The sequence below is a fragment of the Sanguibacter antarcticus genome (genome assembly GCF_002564005.1).
Classification (GTDB): Bacteria; Actinomycetota; Actinomycetes; order Actinomycetales; family Cellulomonadaceae; genus Sanguibacter; species Sanguibacter antarcticus.
Genome location: NZ_PDJG01000001.1, coordinates 177,485 through 199,390, shown reverse-complemented (window position 1 = coordinate 199,390; position 21,906 = coordinate 177,485). Strand labels below are relative to the sequence as shown.

Below are 21,906 nucleotides of genomic sequence, written 5' to 3'. Positions count from 1 at the left end.
CTCAGGGAAGGTCAGTTGGAGTCCATCGTTGCCAGCGATGTTGCAGCGAGGTCGTCAAGAGCCGACTTGGCATCCGTCTGACCGAGAAGCGCCGACTCGATCGCCGGGGTGAAGTTGCCACGGATCTCGAGCCACTCGGCAGGGCCACCCTCGTGCTTGGCGACGTCGAGGTTCTCCATCGCGAACTGCACGAACCTGTTGTTCGTGACGTAGTCGCTGGTGAGGAGCTCGTCCAGCGCCGGGATGTTGCCGCGCTGCTCGTTCGCCGCGAGTGCCGGACCGGCGCTCGTGAGGAACTCGAGGAGCGCCTGAGCAGCCTCAGGGTTCTTCGACTTGCTCGACATCGTGGCGAGCGTGCCACCGAAGAACATCGAGGGGTCGTCGCCGGGGATGAGGAACGGCTCGAGGTTGTCGAGCATCTCCGGGTCAGCCTCGAGCGTCTGGGTCCACAGGTTGTTGTGGGCCAGTCCCATGGCTGCGCGCCCGTTGATGAGCGGGTTGACCGTCGCGTCCGTCGAGGAGTAGCCGACGTCCTCGACCTTGTCGACGAGGACGAGGTCGCTCATGAGCTGGAGCGCCTCGACACCGGCTTCAGAGTTGAACGCCGGAGCCGTGATGTCCTCGTTGAAGAGGTCCCCGCCACCGGAGAACAAGAAGGTCTCGAAGACCTGGCGCGAGTCGTTGGACTGCAGGTCGAACCCGGCGCGCGTCATCGTGCCGCTGGCGTCACGCACGGTCAGGGCCTTGGCCATCTCGCGCAGCTCTTCGATGGACGTCGGCGTGTGGTCGTAGCCGGCCTCTTCGAGGAGGTCCATGCGGGCGACACCGAAGCGCGCGTCGAGCATGATCGGGACCGCGTAGACCTTGTTGTCGTAGATGCCTGCGTTGACGACCATGGAGCTGTGCGTGGCACTGAGCTCTTCCTCGGTCAGGCCGAGGGAGCTGAGGTCCGCGAGCACGCCGTTCTTGGCGAAGTTCTCGATCCAGCCGACACCCATGAGCATGACGTCGGGGACGAGTCCCGACGCGACGGAGGTCGTGAGCTTCGTGTTGAGCTTGGAGTAGGACGAGTAGTCGATGTTGACCTTCACGTCCGGGTACATCTCGTAGAACTCGGGGAGCAGGGTGCCCTCGAGGAGCTCCTTGCCGGTCGATCCTTCGAAGATCGGGGTGAGGAGCGAGACCTCGCCGCTCACCGTGCCGTCTCCTGAGCTCGAACCGCTGTCGCTGTCGCTCGAGGCGCACGCCGCCAGCGTGGCGGCGAGTGCTGTTGCCGTAGCGAGTGCCACGGCCCTCTTTGCTCTGATGTTCATCTTCATGTCGATCCGCTCTTCCTACGTGATGTCAAGAGGGGGTGTCGACGATGTCTGGGATTCCGACTTCGTCGTCGTGTGTTCCTTTACGCCCGGGCGAGGGTCATCGATGAGTCCTCGTTTGCCGGTGTATCGATGCACCAGACGATATACACGCAATGTGATCTACGTCAAGCAGATCGGAGGGTCTAGGCTCAGGAAGCGCTCACCGCCGTAGCGCCAAGTGCAAGGTACTGGCCGAAATGACCACTGTATCGTTACACTAGAATCGATGCCCCAGGCTAAGGACGGCCTGAGCCCCAACGAAGGAGCAAGCGACGCCATGGGAACCGTCACCATCCGACAGGTCGCAACAGCGGCAGGGGTCTCGGCCACGACCGTGTCGAACTTCCTCATGGGCCGCTCCGAGCGGATGCACTCCGACACGAGGGACCGCATCAGCACCGCGATCAGCGACCTCGGTTACCGGCCCAACCGTGCGGCACGCGCACTGCGCACGGGCCGCGCCCACTCGATCGGACTGGTCGTGCCGTCGGTGGCGAACCCCTTCTGGGGGACGTTCGCCAACGAGCTCGAGCGCGCGTCGATCGAGGCCGGCTACAGCGTGCTCCTGGGGAACACCGAGCGCGACCCGGCGCGCGAGCTGCGCTATGTCGAGGACCTGTGGGACGCCGGCGTGCGCTCGATCGTCCTCGGCACCTCGCTCCCGAGCCTCGCGCACCTCCAACCTTTCCTCGACCAGGGCCTCCGGCTCGTCACCCTCGACCGACCGGTCCAGCCGAACGACCCGCCCTCGGTCGTGAGCGTGAGCGTCGACAACCAGGTCGGCGGGCACCTCGCTACCGCCCACGTCCTCGGTCTCGGCCACGAGCGCGTGAGCTTCGTCGCCGGCGCGCTCAAGTCCCTCAACCGGACAGCCCGCTACGGCGGGTTCCGCGCAGCGCTCGAGGCCGTCGGCATCGACCCTGCAGAACAGGCCGAGTGGCCAGGCGCCTCGCTCACCCCGCCCGCGGGCGCGAGCGAGGCTGCCGACATCGGCCGGATCGCCGTCACAGACCTGCTCAACGGGCCGAACCCGCCGACCGCGATCGTCGCCATCAACGACATCACCGCGCTCGGTGTGTGCAGCGGGATCCGTGCGCTCGGCATGACCGTCGGACGAGACGTCTCCGTCGTCGGCTTCGACGACATCGTCCTGGCGACCCTGTGCGACCCCCCGCTCACCACGATCCGTCAGCCGCTGCCAGATCTCGCCCGGCTCGCTCTGCGCGAGGCTCTCGGAGAGGGCGAAGAAGGCGCCGTCAAGGGAGGGTCCGTCCTGCTGCGACCCGAGCTCATCGTCCGCAGCTCGACAGGCGCAGCCGACCTCGCCTCGGTGCGATGAGCGAGACAGCGGCCGCAGCGCCCATCACAGGGCTGGACGCTGTGACCTTCGGCGAGGTCATGGGCATGTTCGTCGCTGGCGAGGCCGGACCGCTCGAGAACGTCACCAACTGGACCCTCGCGCTCGCCGGAGCGGAGGCCAACGTGGCGACCGGGCTGGCGCGGCTCGGGCACCAGGTCGGCTGGATCGGCCGGGTAGGCACCGACCCCCTCGGTCGCTTCGCCATCGAGGAGCTGTCTACCGCGGGTGTACAGACCTCGATCGACGTCGACCCGCGCGCGTCCACCGGGCTCGCGCTCAAGAGCCGGGCAGACGGCGGGGACCCCAACGTCGTCTACTTCCGCCACGACTCGGCCGGCTCGCGGCTCGAGCCCACCAGCCGCTCCGACGAGACCCTGGCGAGCGCGCGCCACATCCACCTCACGGGCATCCCGCTCGCCCTGTCGGAGCACACGAGACGGTTCGCGTTCCGCGCTCTCGACATCGCGAAGGAGTCAGGTGCGACGATCTCCTTCGACCCCAACCTCCGCCCGGCGCTCTGGAACGATCGTCAAGAGATGATCGACGTGACGAACACGTTCGCAGCACGTGCCGACTGGATCTTGCCCGGCCTCTCGGAGGCCGAGGTGCTCACCGGGCTCACGACACCGTCCGAGGTCGCTGCCCACTACCTCCGCGACGGGGCTTCCCTCGTGGCGGTCAAGGACGGGAGCCGAGGCGCGACACTGCACACCGAGGCCGGTTCATGGAGCCACGGGGTGTTCCCCGTGACGGTGGTCGACACCGTCGGCGCCGGCGACGGTTTTGCGACCGGGCTCATCAGCGCCATGCTCGACGCGCTCCCCCCTACAGAGGTCCTCGAGCGGGGCGCCGCAGTGGGAGCGATGGCGATCACCAGCGCCGGCGACAAGGACGGCCTGCCGGACCGTGCCCAGCTCGCCCGGTTCCTCGCATCGATGGCGTCGCGGTAGCACTCCGGGCCCCAGTACGAGCAGCGTCTCCGCGACCGGTAGGAGAGCACGACAGCGGAGCGCAGCTCGTCGCCGTCATGCCCGGAGGGCGTCTTTGCGTGCCCGGCACCCCAGCCCGACACCCCTGCAAAGCGTCGGTAAAATGCTGGCAAAATCTCCGCGCACGGTCGCCGATTATGCTTGAGAAACCGCGCACAACCAGCAATCAATGCACCGCGCACGTAATCCGCAAGACCCCGCACCACGTCCCGCGCAGACGAGCCTGATCTCCCCAGGACGCCCGAAGATTGGCGACCCCAGGCGCCCCTGACCCCCTGGTCGCACCGAACCCGACAGGTCGAAACGCTTCGATCTCTTTCTACCTGTTGACAGGCGAACAGGGCGCAGTTAATGTCTTATTCGTACCTGATGGTAAATCGATACACTAGAGGAACGACGCACCGCGATCCGTGACTTACCGGGGACCGCGAAGGCCACGGCGACGACGCTGGAGGCCTGCGACACGAGCATGCAAGGGGGCAGGCAGTGAAGGAAAGAGACCGCGGCAGCTGACCGCACAGATCGCCGAGCGAGGCTACGACCTGCGGGTACGCCTCGTCCAGATCGCACTCATCGCACTCGCTGACTCATCGGGTCAGTCCACATCCGCTTCGCGCTGACGAGGTGCAGCGCTCGAACAGCCGACGGGCGGGGCACGCCGTCGGTGGAGCAGTCCGAGAATCCGAATAATAGCTGTCCCACTCCGTGTCTCTCAACGACGACGACGACATACAGGTTGCGACACTGTCATCCATCACGCCACAAGAGACTCCACTGTCATTTTCTGGACCTCTCAGAGCTGATCGACAATCATTTTTTTCTCCCCCGTTGTACACACATCGGGAACACCGTCGCGCCGTCATCAGACAACTCATCTCATTAGTTTCTCATTCGCCTCTCATCCTTGCGGTTCATGCTTACGACGGCTACCGATGCCCGACTTTTCGACACGACCGCTGGGACCTGCCGTGCCACTTCTGGCACCCTACGAAAGGACAACGATGAACCTCACCCGTACATCCCTGCGTACCGCGTCCCTGTTGTTCGCGCTCGTCGTCGCGCTCCCCGCCACCTCCGCCGTCGCCGGCACCCGAGGCAACAGCGACCTCTACGTGAGCCCGGCCGGCAACGAAGCCAACACCGGCACACGCCACTCCCCGCTGGCCAGCATCCAGCAGGCGGTCGACCTCGCCCAGCCCGGCTCGACCGTCCACCTCGCGCCCGGCACCTATCTCCAAGACGTCGTCAGCGCAGCACCCGACGTCCGCATCGTCGGGCCGTCCTCGGCCGTGGTCCAGGGGACGGGCGAGTCTCGCGCCATCGTGGAGATCCACCACGACGGGGTCGAGCTCAGCGGCTTCACCATCGATGGCCTGATCGGCGACCCGGACCAGAAAGAGGGCTACCGCAAGAAGCTCCTGTATGTCATCAGCACCACGGCCGGCGACGGGGTCGACGACCTGAGCGTGAAGAACATGACGATCCGCAACGCCGGTGAGGAGTGCGTCCGCCTGCGGTACCTCATCACCGGAGCCGAGATCGCGTACAACACGATCAACGACTGCGGTACGTGGGACTTCCGGTTCGCCGACGGCGGCAAGGTCGGCGAAGGGATCTACCTGGGCACCGCCCCTGAGCAGCAGGGCCTCAACGGAGCGCCCGACGCACAGGCCGACGTCAGCCGGGACAACTGGATCCACCACAACGTGATCGCCACACAGGGCAACGAGTGTGTCGACATCAAGGAGAACTCGACGGCGAACCTCGTCGAGCGCAACGACTGCTCCGGTCAGCAGGACCCGAACTCTGCCGGACTCGACGCACGAGGTAGCGGCAACACCTTCCGTGCGAACTACACCCACGACAACGTCGGCGCCGGTATCCGCGTCGGCGGTGACCTTGCGACTGACGGCACTGCCAACAACATCTACGGCAACGTCATTCGCTCCAACGCTGCGGGGGGCATCAAGTTCGAAGCAACCCCGCAGGGCCGTGTCTGTGGAAACAGCATGGCCGACAACACCGGTGGCGACGCGGTGGGAACCTACTCGGCCGAGTACGACCCCACCAGCAAGTGCCGCTGATGCAGTCCCGTACGGTCCAGCACGATCACTCAAGCAGGGGGATTCAACGATGAAGCTCAACCGCAAGCACCAGCTCACGACCACCGTCTTGGCGGCGGCGATGGTCCTGGCAGCACCGCTCGTCGCCTCGAGCACAGCCAGTGCGGCCAGCCCGGTGTTCACAGCGACCACGGCAGCCGACTGCAGCTACCCGGCGCAGAAGCTCGACCTCACCAACTGGAAGGTGACGCTGCCGACCGGCTCGGACGAGTCCCCGACCGAGATCAAGCAGCCCAGCCTCGCCACGTACTCCGTGGACCCCTGGTTCATGGTGAACAGCGCATGCACCGGTGTGCAGTTCCGTGCAGCGGTCAACGGCGTCACGACGTCGGGCTCCGGCTACCCGCGCTCCGAGCTGCGCGAGATGACGAGCAGCGGCACGTCCAACGCGTCCTGGTCGGCAAGCTCCGGCACGCACACCATGACTTTCCGCGAGGCGTTCAACCACCTCCCTGAAGACAAGTCGCACCTCGTCGGCGCACAGATCCACGACGCTGACGACGACGTGACCGTCTTCCGCCTCGAGGGCACGAGCCTCTACATCACCAAGGGTGACGACACCCACTACAAGCTCGTCACCAGCAACTACCAGCTCAACACCGTCTACGAAGGCAAGTTCGTCGTCAGCAGCGGCAGCATCAAGGTCTACTACAACGGCGTCCTCCAGACCACGATCCCGCACACGGCATCCGGCAACTACTTCAAGGCCGGCGCCTACACCCAGGCGAACTGCGACAACTCCGACCCGTGCAGCTCGTCCAACTACGGACAGGTGACCATCTACAGCCTCGCAGTCACCCACTCCTAACCAGTTTCAGGTGCCGGGTCCCATCGAGGGGACCCGGCACCATCAGAAGTACGTCCCATCCAGCACAACCATCCGAAAGGCACCACGAACATGAACCTCAACCACAAGCGCCGGCTCACGACGACGGTGCTGGCCGCCGCGATGGTCATGGCGGCACCGCTCGCAGGAGCGAGCACGGCCGGGGCAGCCAGCCCGGTCTACACAGCCGCCGCTGACTGCAGCTACCCTGCGCAGAAGCTCGACCTCACCAACTGGAAGGTGACGCTCCCGACCGGCTCCAGCTCGTCGCCGACCGAGATCAAGCAGCCCAGCCTCGCCACGTTCTCCGTGAACCCCTGGTTCATGGTGAACAGCGCATGCACCGGCGTGCAGTTCCGCGCAGCAGTCAACGGCGTCACGACGTCGGGCTCCGGCTACCCGCGCTCCGAGCTGCGCGAGATGACGAGCAACGGCACGTCCAACGCGTCCTGGTCGGCAACCTCCGGCACGCACACCATGGTCTTCCGCGAGGCGTTCAACTCGCTCCCCGATGTGAAGTCGCACCTCGTCGGCGCACAGATCCACGACGCTGACGACGACGTCACCGTCTTCCGCCTCGAGGGCACGAGCCTCTACATCACCAAGGGTGACGACACCCACTACAAGCTCGTCACCAGCGACTACAAGCTCAACACCGTCTACGAAGGCAAGTTCGTCGTCAGCGGCGGAAAGATCAAGGTCTACTACAACGGCGTCCTCCAGACCACGATCACGCACACGGCATCCGGCAACTACTTCAAGGCCGGCGCCTACACCCAGGCGAACTGCACCAACTCTTCCCCGTGCAGCTCCTCCAACTACGGACAGGTGAGCATCTACAAGCTCGCGGTCACCCACTCCTGACCGACTCTGGCCGCTCGGTCCCAGGGGGGGAACCTTGCGCCCATCTCGCACCTGGTGCCGGCCGTCTACCGACGGCCGGCACCAGGTGCGGCTTGTCCGTCCCACAGACGCTACGAGGCAGCGCGCTCCATGCTCCTCGTAGGACCAGGTCTGCGCGAGCAACCTGGTGAACACCGTCGGTGGCACCGTGACGGTTGCGCTCGAGGTCGAGTGCAACCGTGGACGCTGCCGCCGATGACTTCATCTCCCTCCAGCACGACCAGTCGAAAGGCACACCTCCAGATGAACGTCATATACACACGCCGACTCACGACGACCGTCGTGGCCGCTGCGATGGTCCTGGCAGCCCCCCTCGTCGCATCCGGCACTGCCAGCGCCGCCAGCCCGGTCGTCACGGCCATCCCGGACGAGTGCCAGTACCCGGCCCAGGTCCTCGACCTCACCAACTGGAAGCTGACGCTCCCGACCGGCGACGACGAGTCACCTGAGGAGATCACGCAGCCTGAGCTCGAGACCTTCGCCGTGGCGCCCTGGTTCCGGAGCAAGTCCAACTGCAACGGTGTGCGCTTCCGCGCGGCAGTCAACGGCGTCACGACGTCCGGCTCTGGCTACCCGCGCTCTGAGCTGCGCGAGATGACGGACGACGGCACCGAGAAGGCCGCCTGGTCGCCCACCTCGGGCACTCACACGATGACCTTCACCGAGGCGTTCAACCACCTCCCCGAAGAGAAGCCGCACCTCGTCGGCGCGCAGATCCACGACGCTGACGACGACGTGACCGTCTTCCGCCTCGAGGAGACGAGCCTCTACATCACGAAGGGTGACGACACCCACTTCAAGCTCGTCACGGACGACTACAAGCTCGGCACCAAGTACGAGGGCAAGTTCGTCGTCAGCGACGGCGAGATCGACGTCTACTACAACGGCGAGCTCCAGACGACCATCGAGCACACCGGATCCGGCAACTACTTCAAGGCCGGCGCCTACACTCAGGCGAACTGCACCAACTCCTCGCCCTGCAGCTCGTCCAACTACGGACAGGTGAGCATCTTCAAGCTCGCGGTCACGCACACGTCAGACTCAGCTGAGCCTGTCGAGACCACGGACCCTGTCGAGACGCCCGAGCCTGTCGAGACCACCGAGCCCGTCGAGACACCGGCGCCGACCGAGTGCGAGTACCCGGCCGACGTCCTCGACCTCACCGACTGGAAGGTCACCCTTCCGACCGGCGACGACGAGTCACCAGAAGAGATCAAGCAGCCTGCGCTCAACACCTTCACGGACAGCACCTGGTTCACCGCCTCGGACGACTGCTCCGACGTGCAGTTCCGCGCAGCCGTCAACGGCGTCACCACCTCCGGCTCCGGCTACCCGCGCTCTGAGCTGCGCGAGATGACCGAAGACGGCACCGAGAACGCCTCCTGGTCGCCCACCTCCGGCACCCACACCATGACCTTCACCGAGGCGTTCGACCACCTCCCGCTGGTCAAGTCACACCTCGTCGGCGCACAGATCCACGACTCCGGCGACGACGTGACCGTCTTCCGCCTCGAAGGCACGAGCCTCTACATCACCAAGGGCGACGACACCCACCACAAGCTCGTCACCGACGACTACCAGCTCGGCACCAGCTACGAAGGCAAGTTCGTCGTCAGCGACGGCGAGATCGACGTCTACTACAACGGCGTCCTCCAGACGACCATCGAGCACACCGGATCCGGCAACTACTTCAAGGCCGGCGCCTACACCCAGGCCAACTGCACCAACTCCGACCCCTGCACCGACGACAACTACGGACAGGTGAGCATCTCCAAGCTCGCAGTCACCCACACCTCCTGAACCCCGGGCGCCGGGCCGCACAACGACCCGGCGCCCGTGCTCGTTCAGAGGCGGCCGCTCGTCGGTCAAGAACCCTGCGGGGTGGCATCGCACTCGTTGCCACCCCGCGGCACCAGGTCTGGGGGAAGCAGCCTGGTGAACACCGTCGATGCCGTGATCTCCACCCACACGATGTCTCGAAAGGCATACACACAGATGAAGTCCTCTCACAAGCGCCAGATCACGACCAGCATGCTGGCCGCGGCGATGGTCCTGGCGGCTCCGCTGGCCGGAGCAAGCACCGCAAGTGCAGCAGCACCGATCAACACAGCTGTCTCTGATGACTGCGACTACCCGTCTCAGCTGCTCGACCTCACCAACTGGAAGCTGACGCTCCCGACAGGTTCGGACGAGTCCCCGACCGAGATCAAGCAACCCAGTCTCGCCACGTACTCCGTCTCTCCCTGGTTCACGGTCAACTCCAAGTGCACCGGAGTGCAGTTCCGCGCGGCAGTCAACGGCGTCACGACGTCCGGCTCTGGCTACCCGCGCTCCGAGCTGCGCGAGATGACGGACGACGGAACGGCCAACGCCTCTTGGTCGCCCACCTCCGGCACGCACACCATGATCTTCCGCGAGGCGTTCAACCACCTCCCCGAAGACAAGCCAGACCTCGTCGGCGCACAGATCCACGACTCCGACGACGACGTGACCGTCTTCCGCCTCGAAGGCACGAAGCTCTACATCACCAAGGGTGACGACAGCAACTACTTCCTCGTCACCGACGACTACGAGCTCAACACCGTCTTCGAGGGCAAGTACGTCGTCAGCGACGGCGAGATCGACGTCTACTACAACGGCGTCCTCAAGACCACGATCGAGCACACCGGGTCCGGCAACTACTTCAAGGCTGGCGCCTACACCCAGGCCAACTGCGACAAGGTGGACGAGTGCAGCTCGTCCAACTACGGACAGGTGAGCATCTACAAGCTCGCGGTCACGCACACCTCAGACTCGACGGACCCCGTCGAGACGCCTGAGCCTGTCGAGACCACGGACCCTGTCGAGACGCCCGAGCCTGTCGAGACCACCGAGCCCGTCGAGACACCGGCGCCGACCGAGTGCGAGTACCCGGCCGACGTCCTCGACCTCACCGACTGGAAGGTCACCCTTCCGACCGGCGACGACGAGTCACCAGAAGAGATCAAGCAGCCTGCGCTCAACACCTTCACGGACAGCACCTGGTTCACCGCCTCGGACGACTGCTCCGACGTGCAGTTCCGCGCAGCCGTCAACGGCGTCACCACCTCCGGCTCCGGCTACCCGCGCTCTGAGCTGCGCGAGATGACCGAAGACGGCACCGAGAACGCCTCCTGGTCGCCCACCTCCGGCACCCACACCATGACCTTCACCGAGGCGTTCGACCACCTCCCGCTGGTCAAGTCACACCTCGTCGGCGCACAGATCCACGACTCCGGCGACGACGTGACCGTCTTCCGCCTCGAAGGCACGAGCCTCTACATCACCAAGGGCGACGACACCCACCACAAGCTCGTCACCGACGACTACCAGCTCGGCACCAGCTACGAAGGCAAGTTCGTCGTCAGCGACGGCGAGATCGACGTCTACTACAACGGCGTCCTCCAGACGACCATCGAGCACACCGGATCCGGCAACTACTTCAAGGCCGGCGCCTACACCCAGGCCAACTGCACCAACTCCGACCCCTGCACCGACGACAACTACGGACAGGTGAGCATCTCCAAGCTCGCAGTCACCCACACCTCCTGAACCCCGGGCGCCGGGCCGCACAACGACCCGGCGCCCACCCCGCGATGGGGGTGAGTCGTCTACCGACGGCTCACCCCCATCGCGGTCTGTACGTCCGACCCCACCCCACGCCAGCGAGGCCCCACCCACCGCGTGGTGACCGATCGGCAGGCCCGGGCCTTCTCCGTCCACGGGATCGGAGCGATCAGCACCGCACGGTAGAGCTCGAGATCGAGCCTCGTCTGCGGGAACGCGAAGCGGACGTTGCCGTCCGGAGCGTGCCACTTCACCTGGTTCTCCCCCTGCTGAGAGAACTGCTCAGAGTGCCTGCGCTGGTGGAACAGCTGCTCGTCCACCGATGCCATGGGCCCGCGGCACAGGAGCTCCGTGAGGAGCACCATGTCGTCGCCGACCATCGGCAGGAGTCCCCGCGTCGCACGCAGAGCGCTCATGCGCACGACTCCGTACATGACGTGCGAGGCCTGCGACACGAAGAGGTTGTGGACGCGCTCGTGCGCGGTGGGCGCGCCGAGACCGAGCGACACGTCGTCGAGGTCTTCGAACACGGTCCCGTCGGCACCGATGAGCTGCGTGCGCGGGCACGCGAACAGGGCACGGAGGCCCGCGTCGTCGAGCGCCTCGAGGCACCGGCGAGCGAAACCAGGCAGCTTGACGTCATCGGCCGCCTGCCAGGAGAACAACGACGACCGTGCCTGGTCGACCACGTTGCAGTAGTTCCAGGCGCCGCCACGGTTGGTCCCGTACCGCAGGTAGCGCACGCGACGGTCAGCAGCCGCCGCCTCCTCGCAGATCTCCTGCGTAGCGTCGTCGGACCCGTTGTCGGACACGACGATCTCGATGTCCTCGAGGTCCTGCTCCTGCACAGAACGCAGCGCCTCCGGAAGATACTTCTCCCCGTTGTACACAGGGATGCCGAACGTCAGTCTGGGCATCGTCGTCCACCTTCTCGTCGGTTTCTCCGCACGTTCGTCACCACGCTCCGCATCAGAGGCTCAGGACCGCCTTCGACACCGAGAAGGCCTCCGCGTACCTGTGCCGGCACTCCATCCCGCGCAGCCGCAAGAGCCCGAGGAACACCTCGGAGTCCCACCAGTCACGCCCGCGCTGAGAGGCGTAGTGCTCGTCGAGCAGCCCCCACTTGTGCTGGGCGTCGCGCGCGCTCACCGGCACGTAGTGCGTCTGCGGGCGCAGGTCCCCGTCCCACTTGGGGATCTCGTAGTGCAGGACGAGCGCATCGCGCCAGACCGTGCTCGCGAGGGTCCCCAGCAACCGGTGGTCCTGGTGAGCGTCGTCGGTCCGGGGAGCGAGGACGAGGTCAGCCGGGTGCTCGACGGCGAACGCCTCGACCGTCGCCTTGACGTCGCCCCAGTGCTGCGGGAGGCGGCCATCGGGGAACGTCGCGTGCTCGGTCGTCGCGCCGGGGAAGAAGGCTTGTGCCGCTGCGTCAGACTCCGCGGCGCGGTCCGCCGAGCCCGTGAGCGTGAGCCACGACGCGCTCACGCCGCCGCGCGCCGCGAGCGCGAGGAGCGTGCCGCCGCACGCGATCTCGACGTCGTCGGGGTGCGCGGCGAGGCAGACGACGCGCAGGTCACCGGTGGGGAGCCCGAGGTCGATCATGCGGTCTCCTCGACGAGCGTCGTCCGCACGGGCTGCGCTGGTCGTGCGCCTGCCGTCCTGGTGAGTGAGGCGGCGTCTCGCCACGGGTCGTCGGCGGTTGCCCTGAACCGGTGTGTCGCTTCGCGGAGCTGGGCTGCGATCTCGCCGGACCGGGTGACGACGTCGTCGATCTGGACGGTGAGGCGCTGTGCGTCGAGCTTCTCGATCCACTGGCTCGCCCCGACCATCCCGACCTGTTCCATGAGTGCGTGGCCCTTCGTGGTGTAGCTGACGGACATGACCGGGACCGCGGCTCGGACGGCGCTCACGACGTTGTGGTACCTGCTGGCGACGACGACGGTGGCCCCGGCGATCACAGCGTCGAGGTCGTGCATCGTCGTCACCGGTCGCACGGTGGTCCCGGGGCCGAGCCGTGACGCCAGGTCGTGGGCGACGGGGAGGTCCCCGTCGTCGCCGACGACGATGTCGACGGTCCATCCGCGGGCGAGGATGCGCGCCGCCGTGTCCGTCAGCGCGGCGCGGTACCGCTCGTGGACGGCGACGCCTTCGGGGCTGGTGGCGTCGTCGCTGGTCCCGTAGTAGCGCATGACGCCGAGCACGAGGCGCGGCCGGGACCCGGCGTCGGTCACCGCCGCGTCGGTCACCGCGACGTGCGGTGGAGGCGCGCCGAGCACGAGGTCCGGTGCGAGGCGAGGTGTCGGAGGGGCGCGGTGCACTGCGCCCGGCCGCCGACCGGCGGGCCGCCGCCTGCTGAGCTTCCCGTCAGCCAGCATCGCGGCGCCGGCCGCGCGAGAGTGCCCGTCCCGGAAGGTCGCCTGCGCGGACGACCTCAGGACGAAGGAGAACATCCACCGGGTGAGGCGTCGACGAGGGAGGTCCGCGCCGACGGCGACGACGACGAGCGGCACCCGGCGGGCGCGGGCACCAGCCGCCAGCCCGACGAGCAGCACCGGGACCCCCCAGGGTCCGGTCCACAGCTCTTCGAAGATCCCTGTCCCCGGAACGACGACGAGGTCCGCGCCTCGTGAGGCGTGGGCGACCCGTCGTGAGTCGGTCAGCTGTCGTGCAAGCCGCCCCCACCGCCCCGGTTGCCTGCCGGCCCGGGGTTGCTGCGGTGCGCTGATCGGCTCGGTCGACCATCGGGGGTGCTCGCCGTGGTGCTCGAGGGCGGTCCGGGCCGGGTCGTAGCTGAGCACCCGCACGCGGGCTCCCGGGAGGTGCATCTCGAGGCGTCGCAGCGCCTCGGTGAGAGATGCTTCGTTGCCGAGGTTGCCGATCCCGAGCTCCCCGAAGACAAGGACCTCGAGGTCGGCGCGGGAGCTCTCGGGGCTGTGGTCCCGTCGCATCAGGAGACGAGCCGTGACGCGGTCTGCGGCAGGTCGAGGAGGTCGTGGTCCATCGCGTCGACCAGCGACGTAGGCGCGGGCGCGGTCTTCCAGACCGTCCACGGCGTCCGGCCGGACCTGTGCATCTCCTCCAGGGCAGCACGCTCCTTGAGCGTGTCCATCGGGGCCCAGAACCCGTCGTACTTCACGGCACGCATGCGGCCGTCGACGGCAGCCCGGACGCACGCGTCCATGACGAGGTCCTCGCCCTCGTTCAGGTAGTCGAAGATGCCGGAGCGCAAGATGAAGTACCCGCCGTTGATGCGCATGTCCATGTCGGCGACGGGCTCGAACTGGGTGATGGCGCAGTCGTCGCCGATGCGCACCACGTGGAAGGAGTCCTGCGGGCTGACAGCCAGGAGGCTGCCGACGGCGTCCGACATCGCGAAGCCCTCGATCATCATGTCGAGCGGCGCGTCGGTGAGGACGTCGCCGTAGTTCGCGAGGAACATCTCGTCATCGTCGAGGTACCGGCGCACGCGACGCAGACGCTCGCCGATCGCGGTGCTCAGGCCGGTGTCGACGAACGTGACCTTCCAGTCGCTGATGTCGTGCCCGAGCAGCTCGACGTCCTGCCCGTCACCGGACCAGACGAAATCGTTCGAGTGCGTCTCGTCGTAGTTGATGAAGTAGTCCTTGATCGCCCGTGCACCGTGCCCGAGGCACAGGATGAACTCGGTGTGACCGAAGTGGGCGTAGTACCGCATGATGTGCCACAGGACCGGGCGGCAGCCGATCTCCATCATGGGTTTGGGCAGCGAGTCCTCTCCGGAGCGCATGCGCATCCCGAGACCTCCGCAGAACAGAACGACCTTCATGACACACCGTCCTCGATGACGTCTGGTTCGAGCCGCCGCGGCGCGGCATGCTCGCGGATCGCCGGTGCGACGGGTCTGCCGACGAGCAGACCGTCCGTGGTGCCGCGCTCGAGCGCGCGGGCGTAGACCGCGAAGGCGCGGCGTGCGGCATCGACAGTCGTCTCGATGTCCGCTGGGGTGTGAGCGGCCGAGACGACGAACGACTGGGCGAGGACCCCGGCGCGGAGCATCTCCTGGATGAACAGCGTGCGGAAGGCCTGCGAGGGTGCACCGGTGTGGTCACGGGTGGCGAAGACGAGGCACGAGGGCCGCCCGAGGACCTCGACCGCCGTACCGATGCCGGCATCGGCGGCGGCCGCGCTCACACCGGTGGCGAGCGCCTGCCCCCGCTCTGCCATGATCCCGACGACGTCGGTCGTTGCGTAGGCCTGGGCGACGGCGAGGTACGCCGCGAGCCCGACCACCTCGGGGCCGTGCGTCGTCGACAGGAGGAAGACGCGGGACGCGTCCGTGCGGAGACCGCCGAGCTCCATGAGCTCGCGCTTGCCGGCGAGCGCCGAGATCGCGTAGCCGTTGCCGAGCGCCTTGCCCCACGTGGAGAGGTCGGGCGTGACGCCGTAGACGTGCTGTGCCCCGCTCGCGTGCCAGCGCAGGCCGGTGATCATCTCGTCGAAGACGAGGACGACGCCGTGGGCGTCGCAGAGCTCGCGCACCCCTTCGAGGAAGCCGGGCGCCGGCTCGACGGTCGCGGTCGCCGGCTCGAGGACGAGGCACGCGATCTCGTCCGGGTACAGCGTGAAGAGCTGACGGACGGAGTCGAGGTCGTTGTAGCGGAACCCGACGGTGAGCGCCTTGACGGCGTCCGGGATGCCTGCGCCCATCGCGGTGCTGCCGATGAACCAGTCGTCGGTAGAGAAGAACGGTTGCGTCGTGCAGATCCCGACGAGGTCGCGACCTGTCGCGGCGCGAGCGAGCCTGACCGCCGCCGACGTGACGTCGGACCCGTTCTTGGCGAACTTCACCATGTCCGCGCCGGGGACCGCGGCGAGGAAGGTCTCTGCTGCGCTCGCTTCCCAGACGCTGGGGCGAGAGAAGCTCACGCCTGCGCGCAGTGCTGCGCAGACCGCGTCGTCTACGGGTTCGTAGCCGTGCCCGAGCGTCACGGATCGCATCCCCATGCCGTACTCGACGAGCTCGTTGCCGTCGACGTCCCACACGTGTGCCCTGCTCCCCCGGGCGATGATCGGCGCCATCCCTTCCGGGTACTGGTCCGACGACCGGGCGTAGGTGTGGGAGCCCCCGGGAACCATGCGGTGCAGGGCACGCTGGACGCGTTCTGACGCGTGGTACGTGCGAGCGACGAGCGGCTCGTCGAGGACTGTCTGTAGGGCGGTGTCCATGCTGCGTCCCCCTCGGGGTTCGGCGGGAGGGCCTCTCGTCGGGGCTCTCGTCTGCGCATCTCGAGTCTGTGCGCCTTCTCGGGACGGGAACAAGACACATCAGGATGAATCACCCCTCTACTCACCCCGAGTCACCTCTAGGGTGGTGCGCATGGAGATCATCGAGACGTCCATCGAAGGACTCGTCGTGTTCCGCCCGACACCGCACCGGGACGCCCGCGGATACTTTGCGCGCTCCCTCGACGTCGACTACCTGCGCACGGCCGGCATCGACCCGGCAGGCTTCGTCCAGGAGAACCAGTCGCGCTCCTACCAGGGGGTGGTCCGCGGCCTGCACGGACGATCAGGAGCCGGTGAGGCGAAGCTCGTGCGGTGCTCCCACGGCGCCGTCCTCGACGTCGCGATCGACGCACGCCCTGGCTCGCCGACGTTCGGCCAGATGGAGACGTTCTTGCTCGACGACCAGCTGTGCACCCAGGTGTACATCCCGCGCGGGTTCCTCCACGGCTATCAGGCGCTCACGTCGGTGACCGACTTCATCTACCGGATCGACGACTACTACGGGCCAGACGAGGACGTCACCGTGAACTTCCTCGACCCCGACCTGGCGGTGCCGTGGCCGGCCCCGGTCACGGTCGTGAGCGACCGGGACCACGCAGCGGGCTCGTGGGCGGACTTCGTGGCGAGCCTCCCCGCGTGAACGGTCCAGCGACCCGCACGGTCGAGCTCGTCGCGCCGCGGGACGTCCCGCTCGGTGGGCCGCGGGCGATGACGGTGCGCCGGACGCTGCCGTCGAAGCAGCGTTCGCTCGTCGGTCCGTTCTGCTTCGTCGACCACTACGGCCCGGACGACGTCGCCCGCTCGGGCGGGATGGACGTCGCACCGCACCCGCACACCGGTCTGCAGACGGTCACGTGGCTCTTCGAGGGGCGGGTGCTGCACCGCGACTCGGTCGGGTCGGTGCAGACGATCGAGCCCGGCCAGCTCAACCTCATGACCGCCGGGCACGGCATCAGCCACTCCGAGGAGGGCACTCTCGAGCACTTCCCGGACCAGGGCGTCATGCACGGTGTCCAGCTGTGGACCGCGCTGCCCGACGCCCACCGCCACGCTGCACCGACGTTCGAGCACGTGGCTCACGCACCGACCGTCACGCTCGACGGCGCGACGGTCCAGGTGTTCATGGGCTCGTTCGGCGGCGTCACGTCCCCCGCCCGCGCGTACTCGCCCCTCGTCGCCGCCCAGATCGACATCCCGAGCGGCGCGACGGTCCGCCTGCCGGTGGACCGCGACTTCGAGCACGCCGTGCTCGTCGACGCAGGCGACCTCACCGTCGACGGCGAGCCGGTCGCCCCTGCGTGGCTCGCGTATCTCGCGCCCGGTGCTGACGAGATCGTGCTCGAGTCCGCAGCCGAGCCCGTCCGGGCGGTCCTCGTCGGCGGCGAGCCGTTCGGCGAGGAGGTCCTCATGTGGTGGAACTTCGTCGGCCGCACGCACGAGGAGATCGTCGAGGCGCGTGCCCGGTGGCAGGACGCGATCGCCGGCACCGAGGCGGGCCTGCACCGCTATGGCACCGTCCCCGGATACGACGGCGCCCCGCTCCCCGCGCCTGAGCTGCCGCAGGTGCGGCTCAAGCCGCGCGGGCGGTGAGCGGGACGTCGCTGAGAAGACCGTGCGCAGCCGGACGTGAATCTGGGCGGGGTCCCGGACACTTCCAGGTGTGAGCGACGACAGCACGACCGACCACCAGGACCCCGAGCGCCTCTTCAGCGCCCTCTGGGCCGCCCACGCGCACCGGATCCTCGCGTATGCCCAACGCCACGTCGGACCAGACCTCGCCGACGAGGTCGTCGCCGAGACGTTCCTCGTCGCATGGCGCCGGCTCGCGGACGTGCCCGGCGAAGCGCTGCCGTGGTTGCTCGTCGTCGCCCGCAACACGGTGGCGAACCAGCGCCGCTCGGGCTTCCGCCGTCGCGCGGTCAGCCAGGAGCTCGCCCGGATCGTCCACCTCGTCGAGACCCACCCGTCGGCCGAGACGAGCGCCCTCGAGCGCCAGACCGTGCTCCGCGCCCTCGCGACGCTCTCCCCGCGTGAGCGCGAAGCACTCCTGCTCGTCTCGTGGGACGGACTCGCCCCCGGGGCCGCTGCACAGGTCGCGGGCTGCTCGCCGTCAGCGTTCGCGATGCGGCTCTCCCGGGCACGCACGAGGCTCCGACACGCCAGCGCCGCAGACGCCCCGCCCCCAGACGAGCCAGTCGACCACTCTCTCGAGCTCCAGGACGGACGCGCATGATCCCCGACCGTGACCCCTTCGACGTCCTCGCCTCCCTCGCGCCTCCGGTCGCTGGTCCGGACCGTCTTGCGTCCGCGTACGCCCGCACGATGGCTCTGCGCTCCGCCCCTCCACGACGCCGGTGGACCGTGCGTGGGTCCGTCGTGGGCGTCGCGGTGATCGCCTTCTCCACCGGTGGCATCGGGCTCGCGACCGCCGACGACCCTGTCCCGAGCCAGATCACCGACCTCTTCGCCCTGCAGCCGGTCGTCGGAGGATCTGCACAGGACGGCGCAGGCCCCGACCCGTCGAGCATCGAGTACGTCACGAGCGTCCCGTTCGACGACGAGCATCGGTTCTCTCTGTGGGCGTCCACCGGTTCTGGAGGGACGACGTGCCACGCCACCGTGGTGGAGCCGACCTCGGGTGGTGACTGGACACGGTCTGGAGGCGGCAGTCTCATCTGCGCGGCAGGCCCGGAGAAGCTTGCGCTGCTCGCGACGGCAACGAGCGAGGGCATGCCGTCGCACGTCGACGACGGCCTGACCTTCTTCGTGCTGGCGGGAGGCGACAGCGTGCGCGCGACCGTCCGGCTCGCCGACGGGTCAGACCGCGAGCTGCTCGCCGGCGGCGGACACTACTTCGGCTGGGTCCCTGAGGGGGTCACGACAGCGGTCGTGACGGCCTACGGCGCCGACGGTGCGGCGACAGACACGGTGACTGTGCCCGGCTGAGTCACCGAACGCACGCACCTTGTCGACAACGATCTCGGCACACCAGCACGCCCGCCGCCGAGGGGGACGGCGGCGGGCGTACCAAGGATGGCTCGCACCGCCACCCGGTCTGTGTCGTTGCAGCGTCACGCTCGAGCTCTCGCTACAGCGGCTCGATCTCCCGCGGCATCGGGTCGAGGACGACCCAGCGGCCGCCGTTCGCCTCGATCTCGGGGAGCGCAGCGCGCACCTCGTCGAGGAGGTCGGGGACGAAGAGGAGCACCCGGTCAGGGTGCAGGGCGACGAGGCCGGCTGGCGACACGATGGGGATGCGGTTGCCCGGCATCGTGCGGCCGTGCTTCGCCACGGAGGCGTCGGCGAGCGCGACGACCTGGTCGGTCGTGATGTGGGCGCAGCGCAGGAGCGCGGAGGCGCGGGAGGCCGCACAGTAGCCACCGACGACGAGTCCTTCGGCCTGGGTCTGGGCGAGGTAGGCCTCGATGGCGCTGACGGACTCGTCGAGGGCGCGCCCGAGGCTCGCGGCATGGTGGGGGTCGATGGCGCCCTCGGCGAGCTCGCGCGCGACCATCGTCGTTACGTCGGGAGTCTGGGTCGGGTGGCTCTCGGACTGCTTGGCGAACGCGAGCATGATCGTGCCGCCGTAGAGCGGGTACTCCCAGCAGCCGATCGCGACGAGGCCGACCTCGCGCGCCATCGCGACGAGCGCAGGCGTCGAGTAGTAGGCGAAGTGGCCGTGCCGCAGAGCGTTCCAGATGCCGGAGCGGATGATCGCGGCGACCGTGTGGAACTGCATGAGCAGGATGCCGTCGTCCGTGAGCTGGGCGGCACGCTCGAGGAGCGCGGTCCGCTGGTCGGCGGCGTGCATCATGCCGAAGATGTCGACCACGAGCTCGGCTGGTCCCTCGTCGACCTCGACGAGCCCGCGTGCACCAAGCTGGTCGACCCAGGACCCGCCGTGCGGGCTGGGGTGCTCGAGGACACGGGTGCCGGGCCGGACGAAGCCGGCCGCCTCGGACTGGGCGACGGCGGCCTCGGACTGGGCGACGAGTGCGGCTGGCTCGACCCCGCGCGGTTCCTCGGGGGTGGTCGGGTCGGTCTCGAGCTGGACGAGACCGCTCACCGAGCTGATGACCATGCGCAGCGGGTGCTCGGGGTCGGGGACGGGGTCGGTCGGGAGAGGGAAGGCGTCGGCGGCGGGCTGGAGGCCGAGGTCGAGCACGACGCTCCCCCCAGGCTGCCCGGACCACCGGCACACCCAGTCGGGGTGGGGCTCGGGGAGCGGCGGTCGGTCGGCTGCGTGGCGAGGAGAGCCTGGCGGCAGGGCCGGGGCAGTCGGGGCAGTCGAGGTGGTGCTCTGGTATGCGGTGGTCATGACGGGCCCCTTCAGGAGACGGGCTGGCGTGCCGGCGTGGTGAGCCGGAGGTCCTCGGTGAGCAGCCCCAGGGCGGTGAGCTCCTGGATGCGCTGGAGCCGGACGTAGCGGGGTCCGGCGAAGTCGTGAGCGGTGAGGCCGATGCGGCGCATGTCCGCCACGAGCTCACGGATGCCGTCCGGGACGGTCCACCGTGGGGCGAACGCCGGGAGCAACGTGGTGATCTTGGTGAAGTCGACGCGGTAGTCCCGGGCGTCCGGGCCTGCGCCGTCGGCAAAGGTCACGGGCGCGTCGAGAAGGTCGGCGACCTGGGTGGCGATGTCCCGGACCTGGACCACGTCTTCGTCGCGGCCGACGTTGAACGCCTCGTCGTGGATCCTGTCTCGTGGTGCCTCGAGGACGGCGAGGAACGCGCGGGCGATGTCTTCGGCGTGGACGAGCGGGCGCCACGGGGTGCCGTCGGACTGGAGCTCGACCTTGCCCGTGGTGAACGCCGTACCGGTGAGGCTGTTGACGACGATGTCGGCGCGCAGCCGCGGCGACGACCCGTAGGCGGTGGCGTTGCGCAGGTAGGTCGGGCTGAAGGAGTCGTCGGCGAGCTCGGAGATCCCCTGCTCGGCGAGGACCTTGCTCTCGCCGTACGGCGTCACGGGGTTGAACGCGCTGCGCTCGTCGACCGGGGCGTCGCCGGCGGCCCCGTAGAGCGAGCACGAGGACGAGAAGAGGAAGCGCGGGACACCAGCGGCCTTTGCCGCTCGGGCCGTGTGGATCGCTCCGTGCGCGTTGACGGAGTACGTCGCGTCGGGGTTGAGGTGGCCCACCGGGTCGTTCGAGATCGCCGCGAGATGGATGACCGCGTCGAAACCCTCGAGGTCCTCCGGGCGGGCGTCGCGCACGTCGCCCGTGCGCTGCTCGTACCCGCCGGGCGGCTCACCGAAGTCGCAGCCGTCGTACCAGCCGGCGTCGAGCCCGACGACCTCGTGACCTGCTGCACGCAGGAACGGGACGATGCGAGCCCCCAGATAACCACGATCACCATCGACCAGAATCTGCACGATCTCACCCCTTTTGCACGAAAGGACCTCAAACAGTGGATTGACTGAAACCGTACGGCCGGTCGGAGGCAAAGTCAGGGGTGAGTTGCAGAATCACCCCGATCCCCCATGGGTTATGCCCTTT

At 68.0% G+C, this 21,906-nt stretch carries 19 protein-coding genes; 11 read left to right on the top strand and 8 right to left on the bottom strand.

The window, feature by feature from the left end; genetic code table 11:
- Window positions 1-11 precede the first annotated feature (11 nt).
- Window positions 12-1,289, bottom strand: coding sequence for an extracellular solute-binding protein (locus ATL42_RS00900; protein ID WP_169925303.1), 1,278 nt, complete (start codon window positions 1,287-1,289; stop codon window positions 12-14).
- 295 nt (window positions 1,290-1,584) lie between these two features.
- Between ATL42_RS00900 and ATL42_RS00895 the strand changes: the two genes are divergently transcribed.
- From ATL42_RS00895 to ATL42_RS16530, 7 genes are all read left to right on the top strand, one after another.
- Window positions 1,585-2,697 (top strand): LacI family DNA-binding transcriptional regulator, encoded by a 1,113-nt coding sequence (locus ATL42_RS00895; protein WP_245861929.1) that lies wholly within the window; start codon window positions 1,585-1,587, stop codon window positions 2,695-2,697.
- Window positions 2,694-3,668: a sugar kinase gene (locus ATL42_RS00890; protein ID WP_098453739.1), complete on the top strand. Its 975-nt coding sequence runs from the start codon at window positions 2,694-2,696 to the stop codon at window positions 3,666-3,668. The genes ATL42_RS00895 and ATL42_RS00890 overlap by 4 nt, the downstream gene beginning before the upstream one ends.
- Before the next feature lie 1,040 nt (window positions 3,669-4,708).
- Window positions 4,709-5,791, top strand: coding sequence for a DUF1565 domain-containing protein (locus tag ATL42_RS00885; protein ID WP_098453738.1), 1,083 nt, complete (start codon window positions 4,709-4,711; stop codon window positions 5,789-5,791).
- A gap of 49 nt (window positions 5,792-5,840) precedes the next feature.
- Window positions 5,841-6,638, top strand: a complete 798-nt coding sequence (locus tag ATL42_RS00880; protein ID WP_098453737.1) for a polysaccharide lyase family 7 protein — start codon at window positions 5,841-5,843, stop codon at window positions 6,636-6,638.
- A 90-nt stretch (window positions 6,639-6,728) separates the two neighbouring features.
- Window positions 6,729-7,520, top strand: coding sequence for a polysaccharide lyase family 7 protein (locus ATL42_RS00875; RefSeq protein ID WP_098453736.1), 792 nt, complete (start codon window positions 6,729-6,731; stop codon window positions 7,518-7,520).
- Between the two features lie 282 nt (window positions 7,521-7,802).
- Complete coding sequence (locus ATL42_RS16535; protein ID WP_211281756.1) at window positions 7,803-9,359, top strand: polysaccharide lyase family 7 protein; 1,557 nt, start codon at window positions 7,803-7,805, stop codon at window positions 9,357-9,359.
- Window positions 9,360-9,554: 195 nt separating this feature from the next.
- Window positions 9,555-11,129 carry a polysaccharide lyase family 7 protein gene (locus ATL42_RS16530; protein WP_211281755.1) on the top strand — a complete coding sequence of 525 codons (1,575 nt, stop codon included), beginning with the start codon at window positions 9,555-9,557 and terminating at the stop codon, window positions 11,127-11,129.
- A gap of 59 nt (window positions 11,130-11,188) precedes the next feature.
- Here the strand turns inward: ATL42_RS16530 and ATL42_RS00860 are convergent, their stop codons facing one another.
- From ATL42_RS00860 to ATL42_RS00840, 5 genes are read right to left on the bottom strand one after another with little or no spacing between them, the layout of a single operon-like run.
- Window positions 11,189-12,061, bottom strand: coding sequence for a glycosyltransferase family 2 protein (locus ATL42_RS00860; RefSeq protein WP_098453735.1), 873 nt, complete (start codon window positions 12,059-12,061; stop codon window positions 11,189-11,191).
- A 52-nt stretch (window positions 12,062-12,113) separates the two neighbouring features.
- A complete protein-coding gene (locus ATL42_RS00855) occupies window positions 12,114-12,746 on the bottom strand; it encodes a PIG-L deacetylase family protein (protein ID WP_098453734.1) in 633 nt (210 codons plus the stop codon).
- Window positions 12,743-14,092 carry a polysaccharide pyruvyl transferase family protein gene (locus ATL42_RS00850; RefSeq protein ID WP_098453733.1) on the bottom strand — a complete coding sequence of 450 codons (1,350 nt, stop codon included), beginning with the start codon at window positions 14,090-14,092 and terminating at the stop codon, window positions 12,743-12,745. Before ATL42_RS00850 ends, ATL42_RS00855 begins: the two co-directional genes overlap by 4 nt.
- Window positions 14,092-14,949 (bottom strand): glycosyltransferase family protein, encoded by an 858-nt coding sequence (locus tag ATL42_RS00845; protein ID WP_211281754.1) that lies wholly within the window; start codon window positions 14,947-14,949, stop codon window positions 14,092-14,094. The genes ATL42_RS00850 and ATL42_RS00845 overlap by 1 nt, the downstream gene beginning before the upstream one ends.
- Entirely contained in the window at window positions 14,946-16,349 is a 1,404-nt protein-coding gene (locus tag ATL42_RS00840; RefSeq protein ID WP_098453732.1) for a glutamate-1-semialdehyde 2,1-aminomutase, read from the bottom strand. Before ATL42_RS00840 ends, ATL42_RS00845 begins: the two co-directional genes overlap by 4 nt.
- Window positions 16,350-16,500: 151 nt before the next feature.
- Here ATL42_RS00840 and ATL42_RS00835 point away from each other — a divergent pair, with 151 nt between their 5' ends.
- The 4 genes from ATL42_RS00835 (at window position 16,501) to ATL42_RS00820 (ending at window position 19,355) form a co-directional block, all read left to right on the top strand.
- Entirely contained in the window at window positions 16,501-17,049 is a 549-nt protein-coding gene (locus ATL42_RS00835; RefSeq protein ID WP_098453731.1) for a dTDP-4-dehydrorhamnose 3,5-epimerase family protein, read from the top strand.
- Window positions 17,046-17,999 (top strand): pirin family protein, encoded by a 954-nt coding sequence (locus ATL42_RS00830; protein WP_245861926.1) that lies wholly within the window; start codon window positions 17,046-17,048, stop codon window positions 17,997-17,999. Before ATL42_RS00835 ends, ATL42_RS00830 begins: the two co-directional genes overlap by 4 nt.
- 70 nt (window positions 18,000-18,069) lie before the next feature.
- Complete coding sequence (locus tag ATL42_RS00825) at window positions 18,070-18,642, top strand: RNA polymerase sigma factor (RefSeq protein ID WP_098453730.1); 573 nt, start codon at window positions 18,070-18,072, stop codon at window positions 18,640-18,642.
- Window positions 18,639-19,355 carry a hypothetical protein gene (locus ATL42_RS00820; protein ID WP_098453729.1) on the top strand — a complete coding sequence of 239 codons (717 nt, stop codon included), beginning with the start codon at window positions 18,639-18,641 and terminating at the stop codon, window positions 19,353-19,355. Before ATL42_RS00825 ends, ATL42_RS00820 begins: the two co-directional genes overlap by 4 nt.
- Window positions 19,356-19,497: 142 nt before the next feature.
- On the opposite strand, the gene ATL42_RS00815 is transcribed toward ATL42_RS00820, so the two are convergent.
- Both ATL42_RS00815 and ATL42_RS00810 read right to left on the bottom strand, forming a co-directional pair.
- Window positions 19,498-20,727 (bottom strand): transferase, encoded by a 1,230-nt coding sequence (locus ATL42_RS00815; RefSeq protein WP_098453728.1) that lies wholly within the window; start codon window positions 20,725-20,727, stop codon window positions 19,498-19,500.
- A gap of 11 nt (window positions 20,728-20,738) precedes the next feature.
- Window positions 20,739-21,782: an NAD-dependent epimerase/dehydratase family protein gene (locus tag ATL42_RS00810; RefSeq protein ID WP_098453727.1), complete on the bottom strand. Its 1,044-nt coding sequence runs from the start codon at window positions 21,780-21,782 to the stop codon at window positions 20,739-20,741.
- Window positions 21,783-21,906: the final 124 nt, after the last annotated feature.

Excerpts from the sequence above, each read along its gene's own strand:
- ATL42_RS00895 (WP_245861929.1), top strand. The coding sequence starts at position 1,585 with ATGCCCCAGGCTAAGGACGGCCTGAGCCCCAACGAAGGAGCAAGCGAC.
- ATL42_RS16530 (WP_211281755.1), top strand. The coding sequence starts at position 9,555 with ATGAAGTCCTCTCACAAGCGCCAGATCACGACCAGCATGCTGGCCGCG.
- ATL42_RS00845 (WP_211281754.1), bottom strand. The coding sequence starts at position 14,949 with ATGAAGGTCGTTCTGTTCTGCGGAGGTCTCGGGATGCGCATGCGCTCC.
- ATL42_RS00875 (WP_098453736.1), top strand. The coding sequence starts at position 6,729 with ATGAACCTCAACCACAAGCGCCGGCTCACGACGACGGTGCTGGCCGCC.
- ATL42_RS00835 (WP_098453731.1), top strand. The coding sequence starts at position 16,501 with ATGGAGATCATCGAGACGTCCATCGAAGGACTCGTCGTGTTCCGCCCG.
- ATL42_RS16535 (WP_211281756.1), top strand. The coding sequence starts at position 7,803 with ATGAACGTCATATACACACGCCGACTCACGACGACCGTCGTGGCCGCT.
- ATL42_RS00850 (WP_098453733.1), bottom strand. The coding sequence starts at position 14,092 with ATGCGACGGGACCACAGCCCCGAGAGCTCCCGCGCCGACCTCGAGGTC.
- ATL42_RS00820 (WP_098453729.1), top strand. The coding sequence starts at position 18,639 with ATGATCCCCGACCGTGACCCCTTCGACGTCCTCGCCTCCCTCGCGCCT.
- ATL42_RS00815 (WP_098453728.1), bottom strand. The coding sequence starts at position 20,727 with ATGACCACCGCATACCAGAGCACCACCTCGACTGCCCCGACTGCCCCG.
- ATL42_RS00840 (WP_098453732.1), bottom strand. The coding sequence starts at position 16,349 with ATGGACACCGCCCTACAGACAGTCCTCGACGAGCCGCTCGTCGCTCGC.
- ATL42_RS00890 (WP_098453739.1), top strand. The coding sequence starts at position 2,694 with ATGAGCGAGACAGCGGCCGCAGCGCCCATCACAGGGCTGGACGCTGTG.
- ATL42_RS00860 (WP_098453735.1), bottom strand. The coding sequence starts at position 12,061 with ATGCCCAGACTGACGTTCGGCATCCCTGTGTACAACGGGGAGAAGTAT.
- ATL42_RS00885 (WP_098453738.1), top strand. The coding sequence starts at position 4,709 with ATGAACCTCACCCGTACATCCCTGCGTACCGCGTCCCTGTTGTTCGCG.
- ATL42_RS00880 (WP_098453737.1), top strand. The coding sequence starts at position 5,841 with ATGAAGCTCAACCGCAAGCACCAGCTCACGACCACCGTCTTGGCGGCG.
- ATL42_RS00855 (WP_098453734.1), bottom strand. The coding sequence starts at position 12,746 with ATGATCGACCTCGGGCTCCCCACCGGTGACCTGCGCGTCGTCTGCCTC.